Genomic DNA, 24,246 nt, shown 5'->3' with positions numbered 1-24,246 from the left:
GTCAGCTTTCCTGTGCGGTGGTGTCCGTGCCGAGCGCCAGCTCGACCAGGTCGGCCAGATTCATGTCGTCGATGCGCTCCCCGGTGTCCGGTTCCGGGGCGGCGGGCTGCTGGGGGGCGGTGGCCAGTTCCAGCAGGGCGTCCAGGAGGCCGGTCTCGCGGAGCCGGCTGAGCGGGATGGTGCGGAGCGTGGACCAGGTGGCGGCTTCCTCGGGGCTCTGTGCCGCCGTCTCCTGGCCGTCTCCGAACAGCCGGCCCATGAGGTAGCGGGTGAGGTCGGGGAAGGTGGGGTGGTCGAAGACGAGTGTGGTGGGGAGCTTCAGTCCGGTGAGCGCGGAGAGCCGGTTGCGCAGGGCGACCACGGTCAGGGAGTCGAAGCCGATGTCCCGGAAGGAGCGGTCGGCGCGGAGTTCGGCGGGTGAGTCGTGGCCGAGGGCGACGGCGGCCTCGCGCTGGACCCGGTCGAGGAGGAGGTGGTGGCGTGCGTCGGTGTCCAGGGCGGAGAGTTCGCGGACGAGCGCGGTCGTGGTGTCGCCGTCGGTGTCGGACGTGCCGGAGTCGGTGAGGGCCTGCCGTGCCTCGGGCACGCCGAGGATGAGCGGGCGGGTGCGGGCGGCGGAGTAGGCGGGGGCGAAGGACTCCCAGTGGAGATCGGCGACGACCAGGTTGTGGTCCCGGCGGCCCACGGCGTCGGCGAGGGCGGCGACGGCGGTGTCGGGGTCCATCGGCCGGTTGCCGGCCCGGCGCAGATGGGCGGCGGTGTCCGTGTCGACCATGCCGCCGCCGTCCCAGGCGCCCCAGGCGACGGAGAGGAAGGGCAGGCCCTTGTCGCGGCGTTCGGCGGCGAAGGCGTCGAGGTGGGCGTTGGCCGCCGCGTACGGGATGCGGCCGGAGTCGCCCCAGGTGCCGGCGCCGGAGGAGAACAGGACGAAGGCGTCGAGGTCGAGGCCGTCGGTGAGGGCGGCGAGGTTGCGGGTGCCGGTGACCTTGGGGCCGAGGACGGCGGACAGGTCGGCCGGGGTGACTTCGTCCGTGGTGAGCGCGCGTCCGCTGGTGCCTGCGGTGTGCAGGACCGCGCGGACGGGCGGGCCGTCGGAACCGATCTTGGCGAACAGGTCGCCGAGGGCGGCCCGGTCGGCCAGGTCGCAGGCGGCGACGACGACGTCGGCGCCCAGGTCGACGAGTGCGTCCATGAGTTCGGGCATGCCGTCGGCGGCCTCGCCGCGCCGGCTGACCAGGACGATCCGGTCGGCCCCGGACTGCGCGGCCCAGCGGGCCAGCCGACTGCCGAGCGCCCCGGTGCCGCCGGTGATCACCACGGTGTCCCGGGGTTGCCAGGGGGTGGCCGGGCCCTCGGCGGGGGCGTGGACCAGGCGTCGGGCCCGGAGGCCGGTGGCGTCGACGGTCAGTTGCTCCTCGCCGGTGGTGCCGCCGAGGGCGGCGCAGAGATGGCGGGCGCTGTCCGCGTCGAGGTCATCGGGCAGGTCGACGAGTCCGCCCCAGCGGTCCCGGGGCAGGTCGATGCCGAGTACGGCTCCGGTGCCCCAGACGGTGGCCTGGGCCGGGTTGCGGGGCGGGCGGCCGGGGCCGGTGCCGATCGCGCCCGAGGTCGCCAGCCAGAGCGGGGCGTCCAGGTCCAGGGCGCTCAGGGCGCGGACCGCGGTGAGGGTGGCGGTGAGTCCTGCGGTCACGGCGGGGTGGCCGGGGTGCGGGCCGTCGTCGAGTCCGGTGAGGCAGAGGACGCCCGCCGGGTGGCGGCCGTCGAGGGCGTCGGTGATCCGCCGGGCCAGCCGGTCGGTGTCGTTCTCGGCGGTGTCCACCGTGACGTCGGCCAGGTCGGCGCCCGCCGCGGTCAGGGCCCGGACGGTGGCGTCCGCCAGGGCGTCGGGGCCGTCGGCGGGGCGCAGGACCAGCCAGGTTCCGGTGAGGGGGGCCTCGGGGGCGGTCACCGGTTCCCAAGCGGTGCGGTAGCGCCAGTCGTCGAGCGTGGTGCGGAGCCGGCGCCCGGTGTGCCAACGGGACAGGGCGGGCAGGACGGGGGCCAGTTCGGTGCGGTCCAGGCCGGTGTGCGCGGTGAGCGCGTCGAGGTCCTGGTGGCCGACGGCCCGCCAGAACTCGGCCTCGGCCGGGTCGGCGGCGGGCGCGTCGAGCGGGGCGAACTCGGGCCAGAAGCGGCGCTGTTGGAAGGTGTACGGGGGCAGGGCGGTGCGCCGGGCGCCGGTGCCCTCGAAGACTCGGGTCCAGTCGACGGAGACACCGGCGATATGGGCCTCGCCGACGGAGCGCAGGAAGCGGGCGAGTCCGCCGTCGTTGCGGCGCAGGGTGCCGAGCGCCACGGTGTCGTCGCGGTCGGCGAGGGTCTCCTCGGCGGCGGCGGTGAGCACGGGGTGGGCGCTGACCTCGATCAGCGGCCCGAAGCCCTGGTCGGCGAGGGCCCGTACGGAGTCGGCGTAGCGGACCGGGCGGCGGAGGTTCTGGAACCAGTAGCCGGCGTCGAAGACGGGGCCGTCGGCCCAGTCGGCGGTCACCGTGGAGAAGAACGGCACCTCGGGGGTTGTGGGGGTGACCGGGGCGAGGACCTCGGCGAGGCGGTCCTCGACGGCGTCGGCGTGCGGGGAGTGCGAGGCGTAGTTGATGGGGACGGTCCGGGTGCGGAGGTCGTGCCCGGTGCAGTCGGCGGTGAACTCCTTCAGGGCGTCCGCGTCGCCGGAGACGATGACCGCGCGGGGGCTGTTGACCGCGCCGATGTGCAGCCGGCCCTCGTACGGGGTGAGCAGTTCCTCGACCCGTTCGAGGGGGGCGGCGACGGAGAGGAGTCCGCCGAGTCCGGCGAGGGCGGTGACCTCGCGGCCGCGCAGGCAGACCACGCGGGCGGCGTCGCGCAGGGTGAGGGCCCCGGCGAAGCAGGCGGCGGCGATCTCGCCCTGGGAATGGCCGATGACGGCGGCGGGTTCGACGCCGTAGGAGCGCCACAGTTCGGCGAGGGAGACGGTGACGGCGAAGGTCGCGGGCTGGACCACGTCGTCGGTGTCGAGGCCGGGGGCGCCGGGCGCGCCGCGCAGGACGTCGGTGAGCCGCCAGTCGACGAACTCGGCGAGGGCGTCCTCGCAGCGGGCGATGGAGCGGGCGAACGCCGGGGAGGTGTCGATGAGTTCGGCGGCCATGCCGGCCCACTGGGAGCCCTGGCCGGGGAAGACGAACACGGGGCGGCTCGCCGGGCGGGCGATGCCCTCGACGAGGTGGGCGCCCGGTTCGCCAGCGGCCAGTGCGGCCAGTCCGCCGAGGAGTTCGTCCCGGTCGGCGCCGACGACGACCGCGCGGTGCTCGAAGGGGGTGCGGACGGTGGCCAGGGTCAGTCCGGCGTCGGCGGGCGCGGTGTCGCGCAGGGCGGGGAGCAGGCTCTCCGCCTGGGCGCGCAGGGCGGTCTCGCTCGGCGCGGACAGGGTCCAGGCGACGGCGGCGGGCGGTTCGCGGTCCTCGGCGGGGGCGGTGTCCGGTGCGTCCGGTGCCTGTTCGAGGACGACGTGGGCGTTGGTGCCGCTGATGCCGAAGGAGGACACGGCGGCGCGGCGCGGCCGTCCGGTGTCGGGCCACTCCTCGTTGCCGTCCAGGAGGCGGACGGCTCCGGAGTCCCAGTCGACGCGGGACGAGGGCGCGTCCAGGTGGACGATCCGGGGCAGGACGCCGTGGCGCATCGCCTGGACGGTCTTGATGATTCCGGCGACTCCGGCGGCGGCCTGGGTGTGGCCGAGGTTCGCCTTGAGGGCGCCGACGAGCAGCGGGGTGCCGTCGCCGCGTTCCTGGCCGTAGGTGGCGAGGAGGGCCTGGGCCTCGATGGGGTCGCCGAGCGGGGTGCCGGTGCCGTGCGCCTCTACGGCGTCGATGTCGGCGGCGTCGAGCCGGGCGTCGGCGAGGGCCTGGCGGATGACGCGCTGCTGGGAGGGGCCGTTGGGGGCGGTGAGCCCGTTGGAGGCGCCGTCCTGGTTGACGGCGGAGCCGCGGACCAGGCCGAGGACGGTGTGGCCGTTGCGGCGGGCGTCGGAGAGCCGTTCCAGGAGGAGCAGGCCGACGCCCTCGCCCCAGCCGGTGCCGTCGGCGCCCTCCGAGAACGGCTTGCAGCGGCCGTCGGCGGCGAGTCCGCGCTGCCGGCTGAACTCCTGGAAGACGGTCGGCGTCGACATGACGGTGGTGCCGCCCGCCAGGGCGAGCGAGCACTCGCCGGAGCGCAGCGCGGCCACCGCCATGTGGACGGAGACGAGCGAGGAGGAGCAGGCGGTGTCGACGGTGACGGCCTGGCCCTCCAGGCCGTAGGTGTACGCGAGCCGGCCGGAGGCGACGCTGGCGGCGGTGCCGGTGCCGAGGTGGCCTTCGAGGTCGTGGTCGCGGCCGTGCAGCAGCGACGGGTAGTCGGTGTACATCAGGCCGATGAACACGCCGGTGTCGGTGCCGCGCAGGGAGCGTACGGGCAGTCCGGCGCGTTCGAAGAGTTCCCAGGACGTTTCGAGGAGGAGCCGCTGCTGGGGGTCCATGGCGAGGGCTTCGCGCGGGGAGATCCCGAAGGGGGCGGGGTCGAAGCGGTCGGCCCCGGTGAGGAAGCCGCCCTCGGAGGCGTAGCTGGTGCCGGGCCGGTCGGCGTCCGGGTCGAGGAGCGCTTCGAGGTCCCAGCCGCGGTCCCGGGGCATCGGTCCGACGGCGTCCTCGCCGCGCAGCACGAGGTCCCAGAGCGCTTCGGGGGTGGCGACGCCGCCGGGCAGCCGGCAGGCCATGGACACGATCGCGATCGGCTCGTCGTCCGTGGTGGCGGCGGCCGGGGCGGGCGCGGTGGTGCCGGGTGCGGCCGCCGGGCCGGCCGTCAGGGACTCCAGGTGGGCGGCGAGCGCGGCCGGGGTCGGCTGGTCGAAGATGACGGAGGCGGGCAGGCGCAGGCCGGTCTGTTCGCTGAGGGTGTTGCGCAGTTCGACGGCCATCAGGGAGTCGAAGCCGAGTTCGGAGAACGATTTGTCGGGGTCGACGGCGTTCACCGAGGTGTGCCGCAGGACGGCGGCCACCCGGGCCCGGACCAGGTCGATCATCCGGATCTGACGGGTGGCGGCCGGGCCGGTGGCGGGCTTGGCGTGGCGGACGAGTCCGCGCAGCAGGGCGTGCATGGCCTGTTTGCCGTCCTGGCCGCGCAGGACGGGGAAGTCGAAGGCGGCGGGCACCAGGTTGCTCTCGGGGCGGCCGAGCGCCGTGTCGAAGAGGGCGAGTCCCTCGGCGCCGCCGAGGGAGAGGACGCCGATGCTGGCGGCGCGTTGCAGATCGACGTCGGAGAGTCCGCCGACCATGCCGTCCTGGCCCTCCCACAGGCCCCAGGCCAGCGAGAGGCCGGGGAGCCCCTGGCGCCGCCGGTGCTCGGCGAGCGCGTCCAGGTAGGCGTTGGCGGCGGAGTAGTTGCCCTGGCCGGGGCCGCCGAAGGTGCCGGCGGCCGAGGCGAACAGGACGAACGCCGTGAGGGGCAGGTCGCGGGTCAGTTCGTGCAGGTGGAGTGCGCCGCCGACCTTCGGGGCGAGTACGGCGTCGAGGCGCTCGGGCGTCAGGGACTGGATGATGCCGTCGTCGAGGACGCCCGCCAGGTGGATGACCCCGGTCAGCGGGTGGGCGGCGGGCACGGTGGCGAGCAGGTCCGCGAGGGCGTCCTTGTCCGTGACGTCGCAGGACACCAGGCGGACGTCCGCGTCCAGCCCGGTCAGTTCGGCGGCGTCCGCCGAGCCGGGCCCGGACCGGCTGGTGAGCAGCAGGTGGCGGACGCCGTGGTGGTCGACCAGGTGCCGGCACAGGGCTCGGCCGAGGAGGCCGGTGGCGCCGGTGACCAGGACCGTGCCGTCGGGCGCGAAGGGCGGGGCGGTCTCCTCGGTGCGGGGTTCGGGGCGGGCGAGGCGGGGCGCGTACCAGCGGCCCTCGCGCCACAGCAGCGACGGTTCGTCGTACGGGAGGGCCGTCACCGGGATGTCGGCGGAGTCGGCGTCGTCGTCGGTGTCGACGAGGACGAACCGGTCGGGGTTCTCCGACTGGGCGCTGCGCACCAGGGCCTGGACGGCGGCGGCGACGGGGTCGATGTCGCCGCTCTCGCCGGGCAGCCGGGCGGCGGCGCGGGTGCGCAGGACGAGCGGGGTGCCGTCGGGGTTCTCCGGCCGGGAAAGCTGGTCCTGGAGGAGGGCGAGGGTGCGGTGCAGGGCCTCGCGCAGGGCGGCGTGCGGGTCGTCGGGGAGCGCGGGCCCGCCCGGCAGGTCCATGACCTCGGGGACGGAGGCGGGGGTGGGGCCGGCCGGGACTTCGGGCCATTCGACGCGGAACAGGGCGTCGCGGTGGCGTGGCAGCGCGCGCAGCCGGTCGCCGGGCAGGGGGCGGACGAGCAGCGATTCGACGGAGACGACCGGGGTTCCGGCGGTGTCGGTGGCGGTCAGGGTCAGGGAGCGCGGCCCGGACCGGTCGAGGGTGACGCGCAGTGCGGTGGTGCCGGGGGTGTGCAGGGCGACGCCGGTCCAGGTGAAGGGGATCGCGGCGTCGGAGGTGTCGCCGGCGAGCGCGGAGCCGTGCAGGGCGGCGTCCAGGAGCGCCGGGTGCAGTCCGTAGCGCTCGGCCTCGATGTGCGCGGACTCGGGGAGTTCGACCTCGGCGTGGACGGTGTCGCCGAGCCGCCAGGCGGCGCGCAGCCCGCGCAGCAGCGGCCCGTACGCCAGTCCGGCTTCGGCCAGTTCGTCGTAGAGGGTGGTGGTGTCCAGGGGGGTCGCGCCGGCGGGCGGCCAGTCGGCGGGGTCCGGGAAGGGGGCCGGGTCCGCGTCCGGGGTGAGGCCGCCGGTGAAGTGGCGGGTCCACGGCTGGTCGGGGAGGTCGGTCTCGGGCCGGGCGTAGCCGGTGACGGTGCGCCGGCCGGACGGGTCGGCTGCGCCGACGGCCAGTTGCACGGTGATCCGGTCGGCGGGTTCCAGCACGAGGGGTTCGGCGAGCACGAGTTCGTCGACGCGGGGGCAGCCGATGTCGGCGCCGGCGCGCAAGGCGAGTTCGAGGAGGGCGGTGCCGGGGACCAGGATGCGGTCGGCGACGCGGTGGTCGGCGAGCCAGGGGTGGGTGGCGACGGAGAGTTCGCCGGTGAAGACGTGGCCGTCGGCGTCGGCGCGTTCCGTGCCGGCCGCGAGGACGGGGTGGCCGGCCGAGGTGTCGCGCTGCGGGTAGGGGGCGTCGAGCCAGAACCGCCGGTGCTGGAAGGCGTAGGTCGGCAGGGTGGGGCGGTGGGTGCCGGTGCCCTCGTAGAAGGCGGCCCAGTCGACGGGGACGCCGCCGGCCCAGAGCCGGGCCACGGTCTCGGTCAGCGTCTCGGCCTCGGGCCGGTCCTTGCGCAGCAGGGGGCGTACGAGGCCCTGCGCGGTCCGGTCGTCGGCGACGGCCGCGCACAGCGGGCCGGCGGGGCCGAGTTCGACGAACCGGCGGGTGCCGAGGGCGTGCAGCCGGTCGATGCCGTCGGCGAAGCGGACGGCGTCGCGGACGTGGCGCACCCAGTGGTCGGCGGTGAACTCCTCGACGGGCTGCCCGGTCAGGTTGGAGACGACCGGGACGGTGGGCCTGCGGTGCTCCACGGTCCGGGCCACGGCACGGAACTCCTCCAGCATTCCGTCCATGTGCGCGGAGTGGAAGGCGTGGCTGACGGTGAGGCGGCGGGTGTCGCGGCCGGTGAGTTCCCCGGCGACGCGCTCCACCTCGTCCTCGTCGCCGGAGAGGACCACGGAGTCGGCGGCGTTGATCGCGGCGATCGACACCCGGGGCCCGAGCAGTCCGGTGACCTCGGCCTCGGTGGCGCGTACGGCGAGCATGGCGCCGCCGCCGGGCAGTGCCTGCATGAGCCGGGCGCGGGCGGCGACCAGCCGGCAGGCGTCGGCCAGGGACAGCGCGTCGGCGGCGTGGGCGGCGGCGAGTTCGCCGATGGAGTGGCCGATGAGGTGGTCGGGCCGTACGCCCCAGGACTCCAGCAGCCGGAACAGGGCCACTTCGAGGGCGAACAGGGCGGGCTGGGTGTATTCGGTGCGGTCGAGGAGCCCGGTGTCCTCGAACATGACGGTCTTCAGCGGGGTGCCCGTCCCCGTGTCGAAGTGGGCGCAGATCTCGTCCAGCGCGCGGGCGAACACCGGGTAGGCGGCGTACAGTTCGCGGCCCATGCCCACCCGCTGGGAGCCCTGGCCGCTGAACATGAAGGCGACGGGGCCGTCGAGGGGCTGCCCGGTCACGACTCCGGGTGCGGTGGTGTCGCCGTCGGCGAGCGCGGTGAGAGCGGCGGTCAGGTCCTCGGGGCCGGTGCCGACGGCGACGGCGCGCCGTTCCAGGGCGGCGCGGGTGACGGCGAGGGCGTGGCCGACGTCCCGGGGGTGGTGGCCGGTGACTCCGGGGAGCAGGGCGCGGGCCTGGGCGGCGAGGCCGTCGGCGGTCTTCGCGGAGACCACCCACGGGATCACGGGCAGGGTGCGCAGGGGGGCGGGCGCGGCCTCGTCCTGCGGGGCCGGTTCCTCCTGCGGGGCCTGTTCGACGATCAGATGGGCGTTGGTGCCGCTGACGCCGAACGCGGAGACGCCGGCCCGGCGGGGACGGTCCGTCTTGGTCCACGGCCGGGTCTCGGTGAGGAGCCGGACCCGTCCGGCGGACCAGTCGACGTGCCGGGAGGGCTCGTTCACGTGGAGGGTCCGGGGCAGGCTGCCGTGCCGGATCGCCTGGACCATCTTGATGACCCCGGCGACTCCGGCGGCGGCCTGGGCGTGCCCGATGTTGGACTTCAGGGAGCCGAGCCACAGCGGCCGGTCCTCGGGGCGGTCCTTGCCGTACGTGGCGATGAGGGCCTGGGCCTCGATGGGGTCGCCGAGCTTGGTGCCGGTGCCGTGCGCCTCGACGGCGTCGACGTCGGCGGGGGTGAGTCCGGCACTGGCCAGGGCCTGGCGGATGACGCGCTGCTGGGAGGGGCCGTTGGGGGCGGTGAGGCCGCTGGAGGCGCCGTCCTGGTTGATGGCGGAGCCGCGGATCACGGCGAGGACGGGGTGGCCGTTGCGCCGGGCGTCGGACAGGCGTTCCAGGGTGAGCAGCCCGACCCCCTCGGACCAGCCCGTTCCGTCGGCGCCGTCGTCGAAGGACTTGCAGCGCCCGTCGGGGGCCAGGCCCCGATGCCGGCTGAACTGGACGAAGGTGACCGGGGTGGACATGACGGTGACGCCGCCGGCCAGGGCCAGGTCGGCTTCGCCGGACCGCAGGGACTGGCAGGCCAGGTGCAGGGCGACCAGCGAGGAGGAGCACGCGGTGTCGAGGGTGACCGCGGGCCCTTCGAGGCCGAGGGTGTAGGCGATGCGGCCGGAGGCGATGCTCGGGGAGCTGCCGTTGCCGATGTAGCCCTCCAGGCCGCGCGGGGGCTGCCGCACCCGCCCCCCGTAGTCGTTGTACATGACACCGACGTAGACGCCGGTGCGGCTGCCGCGCAGCGAGGCGGGGTTGATCCCGCCGCGTTCCAGGGCCTCCCAGGAGGCTTCGAGGAGGAGCCGCTGCTGCGGGTCGGTGGCCAGGGCCTCGCGCGGGCTCATCCCGAAGAGTTCGGCGTCGAACTCGGCGGCCTCGTGGAGGAATCCGCCCTGGGTGGAGTAGCAGGTGCCGGGCCGGTCGGGGTCGGGGTCGTAGAGCGCGGCGAGGTCCCAGCCCCGGTCCGTGGGGAACTCGGAGACGGCGTCGGTGCCGTCGGCGACGAGCTGCCACAGCTCGTCGGGCGAGGTGACCCCGCCGGGCAGCCGGCAGCTCATGCCGACGATGGCGACGGGCTCGGTGTCCTTCGCCTCGTACTCCGCGAGCCTGCGGCGGGTGCGCTGCAGGTCGGCGGTGGCCCGCTTCAGGTAGTCGCGCAGCCGTTCCTCGTTCATGGGACTGCTCATCGGTCTCCCCCTCGTCCGGACCAGCCGGCCTGATGCACGTTCTCCTCCTCCGGTCCGCCGCTCACCGGTCCAGCCCGTCGAGGAACTTGAAGATCTCGTCGTCGGAGGCGGCGTCGACGTCGTCGATCACCGCGTCCGGCGCCACGGGCGCCGGCGCCGGGACGCCGGGCCCGGCCACCCGGTCCAGCAGGTCGCGCAGCCGGCTCTCGACGGCGCCGCGCAGCTCGTCGTCGGCGGTCGAGTCGGGCAGGTTGGCGCCGAGCTTCTCCAGCTCCAGCAGGAGCGGGGCCAGGACGCGCGCGCTGTCCGACGGGAAGATCTCGTCGAGGTGCGCGGCGAGCGCGGCCGGGGTCGGGTAGTCGAAGAGCAGGGTCGCGGGCAGGGTGAGGCCGGTGGCCTTGCCGAGCCGGTTGCGCAGTTCGACGGCGCTGAGCGAGTCGAAGCCCATCTCCAGGAATCCCCGGTCCATGTCGACGCGTTCGCCGGGCCCGTAGGCGAGGACGACGGCCGCCTCGTCGCGGACCAGATCGGTCAGGGCGCGGGCCCGCTCGGGTCCGGTCATGCCCGCGAAGCGGTCGGCCGGAGCCTCGGGGGCGCTGTCCCGCACGGTGTGCGCGGCGGCCGGCCGGGACGCGGCCCGGACGAGTCCGCGCAGCAGCGGCGGCACCTGCTCGGCGTCCAGCCCGTCCAGCGACAGCCGGACCGGTACGAGGACCGCCTCGTCGACGGTGCGCGAGGCGTCGAGCAGTTCCAGCCCCTCGGCCGTGGACAGCGAAACGATGCCGGCGCGGGCGAACCGTGCGTGGTCGGCCGCGTCCAGCTTCCCGGTCATCGTGCTCAGCTCGGTCCACGGCCCCCAGCACAGGGAGACCGCGGGCAGTCCGAGGGCCCTGCGGTGGACGGCCAGCGCGTCCAGGAAGGCGTTCCCGGCGGCGTACGCGCCCTGTCCCGCGCCGCCGAACGTGGAGGCGATGGAGGAGAACAGCACGAACGCGTCGAGGTCCAGGTCCGCGGTGAGGTCGTGCAGGTTCACGGCGGCGTCGGCCTTGGGCGCGAGCACCCCGTCGATCCGCTCCGGGGTCAGCGAGGTGATCACCCCGTCGTCGACGACGCCCGCGGCGTGCACGACCGCGGTCAGCGGGTGCGCGGCGGGGACGGCGTCGAGCAGCCGGCGCAGCGCGTCCCGGTCGGCGGCGTCACAGGCGGCGACCGTCACCTCGGCGCCCAGGCCGGTGAGTTCGGCCTCCAGCTCGGCCGCGCCCGGTGCGGCGGGTCCGCTGCGGCTGATGAGCAGCAGCCGGCGTACACCGTGCTCGGTGACGAGGTGGCGGGCGACGAGCCGGCCGAGGGTGCCGGTGGCTCCGGTGACCAGGGTGGTTCCGGCGGAGTTCCAGACCGGTGCCGCGGCGGGCTCCGCGTCCTGGCGGACCCGGGCCAGCCGGGCCATGAGCGCGGTGCCGCCGCGCAGCACGGTCCGGGGTTCGTCGGAGGCGAGCGCGGTGGCCAGGGCGGCGGCCGACGGTTCGCCGTCCTCGATGTCGAGGAGGGCGAAGCGGCCGGGATGTTCGGTGATCGCGGCCCGGACCAGTCCGTGGACGGTAGCGGCGGGCAGATCGGTCAGTTCGGTGTCGGAGCCGACGGCGACGGCGCCCCGGGTCACGAGGACGAGCCGGGACCCGGCGAGCCGTTCGTGGCCGAGCCAGCCCTGCACCAGCTCCAGGGCCCAGTGGGTGGCCTCGCGGGCCGCGGCGGCCGGTTCGCCGTCGAAGGCCGGGACGGCGATCAGGACCCGGTCGGGGACGGCGGTGCCGGTGGCGACCGCGTCGGCCAGACCGGACAGGGACGGGTACGGGGTGAGGACGACGGCCCGGCCGAGGGCGGCCGTCGGGCCGGACGACGCGGCGTCCCCGACGACGGCCCAGGCGCTGCCGCGCGGTTCGGCGGCCGGGAGCGGCTGCCAGTCGGTGCGCATCAGCAGATCGGTGCGCGGACCGGCCGCCGCCGTGCCGGTGACCGGGCGGAACGCCAGCGCGTCGGCGGACACGGCCGGGGTGCCGGCCGGGTCCCAGGCGCGGACGGACACGGTGTTCTCACCGATGTCCGTGAGCGCGACCCGCAGAACCGTGGCGCCCGTGCTGTGCAGGGCGGCCCGCTGCCAGGAGAACGGGACGACGCTGCGTCCCGCGTCACCGAGCGCGCCGAGGGACACCGCCTGGAGGGCGGCGTCGAGCAGTGCCGGGTGGAGGCCGAAGCCGGTGGCGTCCGTGCCCTCGGGCAGGGACACCTCGGCGAAGACCTCGGCGTCCCGGCGCCAGGCGGCGCGCAGCCCCTGGAACACCGGCCCGTAGTCGCTGCCGGCCTCGGCCAGCCGCCCGTAGAAGCCGTCGAGGGCGACGGGGTCGGCGCCGGCCGGGGGCCAGGCCTCGGGGGCCGGTCCGGCGGCCGGGGTGCCGGGCAGCAGGGTGCCGCCCGCGTGGCGCCGCCACGGCGCGTCGGCGTCCTCGCCGTCGGCCCGGGAGTGCACCTCGACCGTACGGGCCCCGTCGGCGTCGGCGGCGCCCACCCGGACCTGGACCTGGACGGCCCCCGTCTCGGGGAGCACCAGCGGTTCCTGGAGCGTCAGTTCACCGACACCGCCGCAGCCGACCTGGTCACCGGCGCGCACGGCGAGTTCGAGGAACGCCGTGCCGGGCAGGAGCGCGCGGCCGGCGATGACGTGGTCGCCGAGCCAGGGGTGGTTCCGGCGCGAGAGCCGGGCCGTGAACAGCGCGCCGTCGTCGGCGAGCCGCACGGCGGCGCCGAGCAGCGGGTGGTCCGCCGCGTCGAGTCCGGCCTGCCGCACATCGCCCGAGGGCCGTGCGTCCAGCCAGTAGCGCCGGCGCTGGAAGGGGTAGGTGGGCAGTTCGGCGGGCGGGGTGTCCGGCAGCAGGGCCTGCCAGTCGCAGCCGCCGCCGTGGACGTACAGCTCGGCGAGGGCCCCGAGCACGGAGCGCGTCTCGTCGCGGCCCCGGCGCAGCAGCGGCACGACCGTGCCGGGGGCGTCGTCGGCCCGGCAGTCCCGCGCCATCGCGGCGAGCACGGCGTCGGGCCCGACCTCCAGGAAGCGGGTGACGCCCGCCTCGGAGAGGGTGCGGACGCCGTCGGCGAACCGGACGGCGCCGCGCAGCTGGTCCACCCAGTACGCGGGCGTGCACAGGCGGTCGGCCGTGGCGGTCTCCCCGGTCACGTCCGACACCAGCGGGATCGTCGGCGGTGACATCGGTATGTCCCGGACGATCTCGGCGAAGCGGTCCAACATCGCGTCCATATGGGGCGAGTGAAACGCATGGCTGACCCGCAAACGCCTAGTCTTTCTGCCGAGTTCGGCGAAGTGGGCGGCGATCCGGTCGACCTCGGCGGTGTCGCCGGAGACGACGACGGCGTCCGGGGCGTTGACCGCGGCGACCGCGATCCGGTCCTCCAGGCCCGCGAGCAGCGCCAGCACCTCGTCCTCGGTGGCGGCCAGGGCGGCCATGGCGCCCCCGGCGGGCAGTTCGCCCATGAGCCGGCCCCGCGCCACGACCAGGCGGCAGGCGTCGGGAAGGGTGAAGACCCCGGCCAGATGCGCGGCGGCCAGTTCGCCGACGGAGTGCCCGATCAGGTAGTCGGGGCGGACGCCCCAGGACTCCAGGAGCCGGTACAGCGCGACCTCGACGGCGAACAGCGCCGGCTGCGTGTACTCGGTGCGGTCGAGCAGTCCGGCCCGCTCCCCGTCCTCGGCCGCGAACACGATGTCCCGCAGCGGCAGCGGGAGTTCCAGGTCCACATGGGCGCAGACCTCGTCGAAGGCGTCGGCGTACACGGGGAACGTCTCGTACAGCTCGCGGCCCATGCCGAGCCGCTGCGCGCCCTGGCCGGAGAACAGGAACGCGGTGCGTCCGCCGCTCGCCGTGCCGGTGGCCGAGGGGGCGGTGGTGCGCCCGGCCGACCACGCGTCGAGCTGTTCGCGCAGTCCGGCGCGGTCGCCGCTCCAGGCCACGAGGCGGTGCTCGAAGCGGGAACGGGCCGCCAGCGCGCGCCCGATGGCCGCGAGACCGGTCTCCGGCCGCCGGTCGAGCACGTCCTTCAGCCGGTCGACCTGCTGGGTCAGCGCGGCGGCGTTGCGGGCGGACAGGACGAACGGGAGCGGTACGGCTCCGTCGCCGGGGCCGTCCTCGCCGGTGGCGGGCGCGGCCGGTTCCGCCGGGGCCTGCTCGATGATCATGTGGACGTTGGTGCCGCTGACGCCGAAGGAGGAGACGGCGGCGCGGCGGGGCGTGTCGCCCTCCGGCCAGGCGCGGGCCTCGGTGAGCAGCCGCACGGTGCCCGCCGACCAGTCGACGTGCGGGGTGGGCTCGGAAGCGTGGAGCGTGCCCGGCATGATGCCGTGCCGCATGGCCAGCACGGTCTTGATGATCCCGGCCACGCCGGACGCCGCCTGGGTGTGCCCGATGTTGGACTTGACCGAGCCGAGCCACAGCGGCCGGTCGCCGGAGCGGCCCTGCCCGTACGTGGCGAGGAGCGCGTCGGCCTCGATCGGGTCGCCGAGCGAGGTGCCGGTGCCGTGGGCCTCCATCAGGTCCACGTCGGCGGGGCCGAGCCCGCCGTTGGCCAGGGCCTGCCGGATGACCCGCTGCTGGGCGAGCCCGTTGGGGGCGGTCAGCCCGTTCGACGCGCCGTCCTGGTTGACCGCGCTGGCGCGCACCACGGCGAGGACCGGGTGCCCGTGGCGCCGCGCGTCGGACAGCCGCTCGACCAGGAGCATGCCGACGCCCTCGGCCCAGCCGGCCCCGTCCGCGTCGGCGGAGAAGGCCCGGCAGCGCCCGTCGGGCGAGAGGGCGCCCTGCCGGCTGAACTCGATGAAGGTGTCCTGGGTGGACATCACGGTGACCCCGCCGGCCAGCGCCATGGCGCATTCGCCGGAGCGCACGGACTGGGCGGCCAGGTGCAGGGCGACCAGCGAGGACGAGCAGGCGGTGTCCACGGTGACGGCGGGCCCTTCGAGCCCGAAGGTGTACGCCACCCGGCCCGAGGTCACACTGGACGCGCTGCCGGTGGCGAGCTGCCCCTCGAACTCGCTCGGGACGCCGAGGAGCCGGTGCCCGTAGTCGTTGTAGTTCGAGCCGACGAACACGCCGACGGGGGTGCCCTTCACCGTCGCCGGGTCGATCCCGGCCCGTTCGAACGCCTCCCACGAGGTCTCCAGCAGCAGCCGGTGCTGCGGGTCGATGGCGGGCGCCACCCGGGGCGAGATCCCGAAGAACACCGGGTCGAACGCGCCGACGTCCCGCAGGAATCCGCCGCCCCGGGCGTAGTACGTGCCGGGCCGGTCCCGGTCGGGGTCGTAGAGCCCCTCCAGGTCCCAGCCCCGGTCCGTGGGGAACTCCGTCACGGCGTCGCCGCCCTCGGCCAGCAGCTCCCAGAACTGCTCGGGGGTCTCGATCCCGCCGGGGAAGCGGCAGCCCATCCCGACGATGACGACCGGATCGTCCTCGCCGGCCGCCGCCACGGCGGCCGGCTGGGCGGCCGGAACCGTGAGTGCGGCGGAGGCCGCTCCGGACTCCTGGCCGAACAGCTGCTCGTACAGGTGCTGGGCGAGCGGTCCGGCGGCCGTGTGGTCGAAGACCACGGTGACGGGCAGGCGCAGCCCGGTGACGGTGTTGAGCCGGTTGCGCAGTTCGACGGCGGTGATGGAGTCGAAACCGAGGTCGCGCAGGGCCCGGTCGGGGTCGACGGCCTCGGGCCCGGTCAGCCCGAGCACGGCCGCCGCCTGGGTGCGGACCAGCGTGAACAGGGCCTGCTCGCGCTCGGCGGGCGTCCGTCCGGCGAGCCCGGCGGCGAAGCCCTCCTCGGCCGGTTCGGCGTCGGTGCCGGTCGCCGGGGCGGGGTGCGCCTCGGGCAGCCGGTCGAGGACCTTCCCGGCGCGGCCCGCCGTGCAGTTCGGGCCGAAGACCGGCCAGTCGATGTCGCCGACCATGAGGTAGCCCAGGTCGTGGTCGAGGGCGTGCCCGATCGCGCGCAGGGCCGTCTCGGGCGCCATCGGCGCGACCCCGCTGCGGCCCATCCGCTCGGCCATGTCCCCGGTGGCGAGCCCGACCCGCGCCCAGGCGCCCCAGGCCAGTGAGGTGGCCGACAGCCCCTCGGCCCGCCGGCGCAGGGCCAGGGCGTCGAGGTACGCGTTGGCGGCGGCGTAGCTGCCCTGGCCGGGTCCACCGAGCGTCCCGGCCATCGAGGAGAGGAGAACGAAGGCGTCGAGCCCGGCGTCCTTGGTGAGTTCGTGCAGGTGGTGGGCGGCGACGGCCTTGGGGCCGAGCACCGTGCCGACGCGGTCCGGGGTCAGTTCGTCGATCAGGCAGTCGTCGAGGACGGCCGCCGCGTGTACGACGCCGGTGAGCGGCACGTCGGCCGGTACGGCGTCGAGGACGGCGCGCAGCGCCTCCCGGTCGGTGACGTCGCAGGCGGCGATCGTCACCCGGGCGCCGAGCCCGGTCAGCCGCTCCGTCAGTTCGGCGGCGCCCGGGGCCCGGTCGCCGCGCCTGCTGGTCAGCACCAGGTGCTCGGCCCCGTTCTCCGCGAGCCACGCGGCGATCTCGGCCCCGACGCCGCCGGTGCCCCCGGTGACGAGGACGGTGCCGGTGGGCCGCCAGTCCCGTACGGGGGTCAGCGCGGCCAGCGGCTTGCGGACCAGGCGGCGTACGTACGTACCGCCGGCCCGCACGGCGAGCTGGTCCTCTCCGTCGGGTGCGGTCAGCGCCCGTACGAGCCGTTCGGCGGCCCGTGCGTCGGGGGCGTCCGGCAGGTCGACCAGGCCGCCGAACCGCTGCGGGTACTCCAGGGCGGCGATCCGCCCCAGCCCCCACAGCCGGGCCTGGCCGGGGTCGACGGTGCGGTCGAACGGGCCGACGGAGACGGCGTCCTGGGTGGCGAGCCAGAGCGGGGCGGTGAGGCCCGCGTCCCCGAGGGCCTGGACGAGCAGCGCGGTCCGTTCGAGGTCCGTGTCCCGGCCGGAGGCCAGGAGGGAGAGCACCCCGGTGCTGTCGGCCCCGACCTCGCAAAGTTGCGCGGCGAGCCCGGCCCGGTCGGTGGCGGTCACCTCGGCCACCCGCACCCGGGCGCCTGCGGCGCCGAGGACCTGGGCGGCCCGGTCCGCCCAGCGGTGCCCGCCGTCCGCGACGAGCAGCAGCCACCGCTCACCGTCGAGGCGCGGGGCCGCGCCGTGCGGAAGGGGCTGCCACTGGACGTCGTAGAGCCAGGAGTCCACTTCGGATTCCTGGCGCCTGCGGCGGCGCCAGTCGGAGAGCGCGGGCAGCAGCGTCGCGATCGGCGCGGCGTCCTCGACGCCCAGCGTCGCGGCGAGCGCGTCCGCGTCCTCGCCCTCGACCGCCGCCCAGAACGCGGCGTCGACCGGCGCGGAGGCGGCGTCCGCCGGGGCGGCGGACTCGTCCTCCAGCCAGTAGTGCCGGTGCTGGAAGGCGTACGTGGGGAGGTCGACGAGCGCCGGGCGGGTCTCGGGGAACGCGGCCGTCCAGTCGACGTCCACGCCGTGGACCCAGAGCGCGGCAACGCCCGCGAGGAACCGGTCGAGTCCGCCGTCGTCCCGGCGGAGCGACCCGGTGACCACGCTCCGGTCGGCTATCTCCTCGATCGCGGCGGAGAGAACGGGGTGGGACGAGACCTCGACGAAGACGCCGTAGCCGTCGTCCGCCAGCTTCTCGATGGCCTGGGCGAAGCGGACCTGGGAGCGGAGATTGGTGACCCAGTAGTCGGTGGTCATGTCCGAGCCGTCGGTGAACTCACCGGTCACCGTCGAGAGGAGCGGGATCGTGCCGGCCTGCGGGGTGATCCCGGCCAGACTGGTCGTCAGCTCGTCGTGCAGGACGTCCATGGCGGGCGAGTGGGACGCGTAGTCCACCGCGATACGGCGAGCCCGCAGCCCCAGCTCCACACACCGGGCCACAGCCTCTTCCACGGCCCCGATCTCACCCGAAATCACCACCTGCGACGGCCCGTTGACGGCAGCAACCGACACGCGGTCGCCCCACTCCGTCAAGATCTCCTCAACCTGAGCAACCCCGGCACCGACCGACGCCATCGTCCCGTCACCACTGGCCAGACCCGCAATCGCCCGACTCCGCACACACACAATCCGCAGCGCGTCCTCAAGCGACAACGCACCCGCCACATACGCGGCAGCGATCTCACCCTGCGAATGCCCGACAACCGCCGCCGGAGTCACCCCGTACGACCGCCAGACCGCCGCGAGCGCGACCATCACGACGAAGGACGCGGGCTGGACGACATCCACCCGGTCCAGCGACGGGGCGTCCGCGCTGCCGCGCAGCACATCGGTGACCGACCAGTCCACCAGCCCGCCCATCGCGGCCTCACACGCGGCCACCACATCGGCGAACACCGGGGACTCGTCCAGCAGTTGGGCACCCATGGCGACCCACTGCGCACCCTGGCCGGGGAAGACGAACACCGAGCGGCCCACCGGGCCGGTCACGCCGGACACCACCTGGCCGGCGGGCTCGCCCGCGGCGAGGGCCGCGAGGCCGGAGCCGTACGCGCCGAGGATCACGGCGCGGTGTTCGAACCGGGCCCGGGTGGTCGCGAGGGACCAGCCCACCGCGACCGGGTCGGTGTCCTCCGCCAGGATGCCGAGCGCCGCCGCCTGCTCGCGCAGGGCCTCGGCGCCGCGGCCGGAGAGCAGCCACGGGGCGACCGGCGGGATCTCGTCGTACGGCGTCGCGGGAAGGTCCTCGTCGGGGGCCTCCTCCAGGATCACGTGGACGTTCGTCCCGCTCATCCCGAAGGCCGACACACCCGCGCGCCTGGGCTGCTCGCCGCGCGGCCACGGACGGGCCTCGGCGAGGAGTTCGATCGCGCCGGCCTCCCAGTCCACGCGGGAGGACGGGGTGCCGAGGTGCAGGGTCTTCGGCATCACGCCGTGCCGGAGGGCGAGGATCATCTTCATGACGCCCGCCGCACCGGCGGCGAGCTGGGTGTGGCCGATGTTGGACTTGACCGAGCCGAGCCACAGCGGCTGGTCGGCCGGGCGTTCCTTGCCGTAGGTGGCGAGGAGGGCCTGCGCCTCGATCGGGTCGCCGAGCTTCGTGCCGGTGCCGTGCGCCTCGACGATGTCCACGTCGGCGGCGGTGAGGCCGGAGTTGGCGAGGGCCTGACGGATGACGCGCTGCTGCGAGGGCCCGTTGGGGGCGGTGAGGCCGTTGGACGCACCGTCCTGGTTCATGGCCGAGCCGCGGAGGACGGCGAGGACCTGGTGGCCGTGGCGGCGGGCGTCCGAGAGCCGCTCCACCACGAAGAGGCCGACGCCCTCCGAGAGGCCCATACCGTCCGCGTCCTCGGAGAACGCCTTGGACCGGCCGTCCTCCGCGAGGCCGCGCTGACGGCTGAAGCCGATGAACCCGTCCGGGGTGGAGGCGATGGAGGCCGCCCCGGCCAGGGCCAGCGAGCAGGTGCCGGACCGCAGCGCCTGGACGGCGAGGTCGAGGGCGACGAGGGCCGAGGAGCAGCCGGTGTCGAGCGTGACGGCCGGGCCTTCGAGACCGAGGGTGTACGAGATCCGGCCGGAGGCGATGCTGGGGCCCGTACCGGTCAGGAGGTGGCCCTCCATGCCTTCGGGCAGCCGGCTCACACCGCTTCCGTAGCCGCCGTTTCCGGCGCCGATGAACACACCGCACTCACTGCCGCGCAGGCTGTGCGGGTCGATCCGGCCGTGCTCGATCGCCTCCCACGAAACCTCCAGCAGCAGCCGCTGCTGCGGGTCCATGGCCAGCGCCTCGCGCGGCGAGATCCCGAAGAACGTGGGGTCGAAGTTGCCCGCGTCGTGCACGAACCCGCCGGAGCGGACGTAGGTGCGGCCCTCCTCGTCGGGGTCGGGGCTGAAGATCCGGTCGAGGTCCCACCCACGGTTGTCGGGGAAGGCGCTCAGGATCTCGTCCTCGGCGGTCACCAGCCGCCACAGGTCCTCCGGCGCGTTGATCCTGCCGGGGAACCGGCAGCTCATCCCGACGATCGCGATGGCGTCGTCGCTGTCCGCCCCGGGGACGGCGGCGGCAACGGCCCGGGGCTCGGGCGCGGCCCCGCCGAACAGTTCCTCGTCGAGGTGGCGCACCAGTCGGGTGACGTTGGGGTAGTCGAAGACGAGGGTGGCGGCGAGCTTGAGGCCGGTGGCGGCGACGAGGGCGTTGCGCAGGGCCACCGCGAGGAGCGAGTCGAAGCCGAGTTCGCGCAGCGGCCGGCCCTCCTCGATGGCCTCCGGGGAGGAGTGTCCGAGGACGGTGGCGGCGTGGGACCGTACGAGGTCGCGCAGGGCGCGCTCGCGCTCCTCCTGCGGGAGGGGCCGCAGCCGCTCGCGCAGCGCGTTGTCGTCGGCCGTCTCCTCGCGGGCCGTGGGCGCGGCGTTGCGCTCCAGGTAGGCCCGGACCTCCGGGACGCCGTCGAGCAGGGGGCGTTCGCGCATGGCGGTGAACGCGGGCGTGAACGCCTCCCAGTTCACCTCGCCGATCGCCAGGAACTCCTCGTCGTCGGCCATGGCCTGTCGCAGTCCGGCCATCGCGGTCTGCGGGTTCATGAACGCCAGACCGCGCCAGTTGAGCGATCCCGGGTCCACCTTGTCGGCCATGCCGCCGTCGTCCGCGGACCAGAGGCCCCAGGCGATGGTGGTGCCGGTGAGCCCCCGGGCGCGGCGGCTGCGGGTGACCGAGTCGAGGTAGGCGTTGCCCGCCGAGTACGAGCCGTGCTCCCCGGCGCCCCAGAGTGCGGCCACGGAGGAGTAGAGGACGAACGCGTCGAGGGTGTCCCGGTCGAAGAGCCGGTCGAGGTTGGCGGTGCCGGCGAGCTTCGCCTCCGCACCGGCCGCGAACTCGTCCAGGTCCGTCCCGGTCAGCGCGGCGAGGTGGCCGACGCCCGCGCAGTGGATGACCGTGCGGATCGGCGGCCCGTCGGCCTCGACCTCGTCGACCATGCGCGCGAGGTCGTCGTAGTCGCAGACGTCGCACTGGGTGACGGTGATCCGGGTGCCGGTGGCGCGGAGTTCTTCGACGAGTTCGGCGACTCCGGGCGCGTCCGCGCCCCGCCGCGAGGTCAGCACCAGGTGCTCCGCCCCGGCCTCGATCAGCCAGCGCGCAGCGTGTGCGCCCAGACCGCCCGTACCGCCGGTGATCAGTGCCGTCCCGCTCGTGCGCCACGGCTCGCGCGCCTTCTCCCGCAACGGGTCCCGCCGCAGCCGGCGCAGCAGGGCCCCACCGCTCCGGATGGCGAACTGGTCCTCCGCACCGTCGGAGGCGACCACGTCCAGGAAGCAGTCCAGGTCTTGCGCGTCCACGGACTCGGGAAGGTCGACCAGACCGCCCCACCACTGCGGGAACTCCAGCCCGAACACCAGCCCGAGACCCCAGCTGCTGCCCTGGACCGGATGCTCCACGCGGTCCCCGCGCACGGCGGAGATCGCACCGCGCGTGCACATCCAGACCGAGACCCGCTGGTCCCAGTCGGCGAGCGCCTGCGTCAGCAGCACGTTCAGCGCCAGCCCGACCGTGAGCGCGGGACGCTCGGCGCAGACCTCCTCGTCGAAGGCCAGCAACGACACCACACCGACGGCCCCGGACTGCTCGGCCAGCAGGCCGCCCAGCCGCTCACGGTCCACATCGGCGGGGAGCACCAGCTCCACCACCTCCGCACCCCGCGCACCCAGACCCGCCACCACGGCCTCGGCATCGGCACCACGGGCCCCGGCGGAACTCACCACCAGCCAGCGCCCCGAAAGCCGCCCGCCTGCGGCGACCGCCTCCCCCGGCACCCACTCCACGGCGTACCGCCACGAGTCCAGCGTGGAGGCCTCGGCACGGCGCATCCGCCAGGCGTGGAGGGCCGGGAGCATCGCGCTCAGCGGCGTCTGCTCCTCGATGCCCAGTTCCTCGGCGAAGGCCTGGGTGTCTCCGCTGCCGACGGCCGCCCAGAACTCGGCGTCCACGGGGCTCGGCTCGCTCAGCGGGACGGTGGAGTCGTCCTCCAGCCAGTAGTGCTGACGCTGGAAGGGGTACGTGGGCAGGGCCACGGGCGCCGGACGGGGGGCCGGGAAGGCGGCCGTCCAGTCCACGTCCACACCGCGCACCCAGAGTTCGGCGACGCCCGCGAGGAAGCGGTCGAGCCCGCCGTCGTCGCGGCGCAGCGACCCGGCGACCACACCCGGCTCCACCCCGGCCCGTTCGGCGGCCGCCTCGGCGATCTCCTGCACGGCGGCGGTCAGCACGGGGTGCGAGGAGACCTCGACGAAGACGCCGTAGCCCTTACCTGCCAGCTTCTCGATGGCCTGGGCGAATCGGACCTGGGAGCGGAGGTTCGTCACCCAGTAGTCGGTGGTCATGTCCGCGCCGTCAGTGAACTCACCCGTCACCGTCGACAGCAACGGAATCGTCCCCGCACGCGGGCTGATCCCGGCCAGACTGGTCGTCAGCTCGTCGTGCAGCACATCCATCGCAGGCGAGTGGGAGGCGTAGTCCACCGCGATACGGCGAGCACGGAGACCCAGCTCCACACACCGGGCCACGGCCTCTTCCACGGCCCCGATCTCACCCGAAATGACCACCTGCGAGGGCCCGTTGACGGCAGCAACCGACACGCGGTCGCCCCACTCCGTCAAGATCTCCTCAACCTGAGCGACCCCGGCACCGACCGACGCCATGGTTCCGTTACCGCTGGCCAGCCCGGCAATCGCCCGACTCCGCACACACACCACCCGCAGCGCGTCCTCAAGCGACAACGCGCCGGCGACGTACGCGGCGGCGATCTCACCCTGCGAGTGCCCCACCACGGCGGAAGGCGTCACCCCGTACGACCGCCAGACCTCCGCGAGCGCGACCATCACGACGAACGACGCGGGCTGCACCACATCGACCCGCTCCAGCGACGGAGCATCCGGACTGCCGCGCAGCACATCCGTGACCGACCAGTCCACCAGCCCCGCCATCGCGGCCTCACACGCGGCCACCCCATCAGCGAACACCGGAGACTCGTCCAACAGCCGGGCCCCCATGGCCACCCACTGCGCACCCTGCCCCGGGAACACGAACACCGACCGGCCCACCGGACCGGACACCCCCGACACCACGGAGGCCGACGGCTCACCCGCAGCCAGAGCCGCAAGGCCGGAACCGTAAGAGCCCAGCACCACGGACCGGTGCTCGAACCGCGCCCGGGTCGTGGCCAGGGACCAGCCGACGGCGACCGGGTCGGCGTCCAGGGCGGCCGGCGATCCGAGGAGGGCCGCCTGTTCCCGCAGCGCGGACGCGCCCCGGCCGGACAGGACCCACGGCACGACCGCCGGGGCCGGGGCCGGTGTCGCGGGCGCGTCCTCGGCGGGGGGCTCCTCCAGGATCAGGTGGACGTTCGTCCCGCTGACGCCGAAGGCGGAGACGCCCGCGCGCCTCGGCTGCTCGCCGCGCGGCCACTCCCGGGCCTCGGTCAGCAGCTCCACCGCGCCGGCCGTCCAGTCCACACGCGAGGACGGGGTGCCGACGTGCAGGGTGCGGGGCAGTTCGCCGTGGTGCAGGGCGAGGATCATCTTCATGATGCCCGCGACACCGGCGGCGGCCTGGGTGTGGCCCAGGTTGGACTTGACCGAGCCGAGCCACAGGGGGCGGCCCTCGGGCCGGTCCTGGCCGTACGTGGCGAGGAGGGCCTGTGCCTCGATCGGGTCGCCGAGCTTCGTGCCCGTGCCGTGCGCCTCGACGACGTCGATGTCCGCGCCGGTCAGGCCGGAGTTGGCGAGGGCCTGGCGGATGACGCGCTGCTGGGAGGGCCCGTTGGGGGCGGTGAGGCCGTTGGACGCGCCGTCCTGGTTCATGGCGGAACCACGGACGACGGCGAGGACCTGGTGGCCGTTGCGGCGGGCGTCGGACAGCCGTTCCAGGACGAAGACGCCCGCGCCCTCGGAGATGCCCATGCCGTCCGCGTCCTCGGAGAACGCCTTGGACCGGCCGTCCTCCGCGAGGCCGCGCTGGCGGCTGAACTCGATGAATCCAAGTGGCGAGGAACCGATGGAGGCCGCCCCGGCCAGGGCCATCGTGCACTCACCGGTCAGCAGGGCCTGGGCCGCCAGCCGTACGGCGACGAGGGCCGAGGAGCACCCGGTGTCGACGGTGACCGCCGGGCCCTCCAGACCGAGGGTGTACGAGATCCGGCCGGAGGCGATGCTCGTCGCCGTCCCGGTGAGGAGGTGGCCCTCCACGCCTTCCGGGAGCTGGCGCAGCCCGGTGCCGTAGCCGCCGTTT

Annotated in this window: 2 protein-coding genes (1 of these 2 cut by a window edge); both read right to left on the bottom strand. The window is 75.0% G+C overall.

The window, feature by feature from the left end; all coding sequences use genetic code 11:
* Position 1: 1 nt before the first annotated feature.
* Positions 2–9,931: a type I polyketide synthase gene (locus tag ACFVDM_RS20475; RefSeq protein WP_383641582.1), complete on the bottom strand. Its 9,930-nt coding sequence runs from the start codon at positions 9,929–9,931 to the stop codon at positions 2–4.
* Between the two features lie 61 nt (positions 9,932–9,992).
* Positions 9,993–24,246: the 3' portion of a type I polyketide synthase gene (locus tag ACFVDM_RS20470; protein ID WP_383641577.1), read on the bottom strand. It continues 4,922 nt past the right edge of the window; the window shows 14,254 of its 19,176 coding nt (coding positions 4,923–19,176); its start codon lies off the right edge, out of view; its stop codon occupies positions 9,993–9,995.

The sequence above is a fragment of the Streptomyces sp. NPDC057682 genome, from assembly GCF_042799575.1.
In the GTDB taxonomy this organism is placed as follows: Bacteria; Actinomycetota; Actinomycetes; order Streptomycetales; family Streptomycetaceae; genus Streptomyces.
This window is presented reverse-complemented; position numbering and strand designations above follow the sequence as displayed.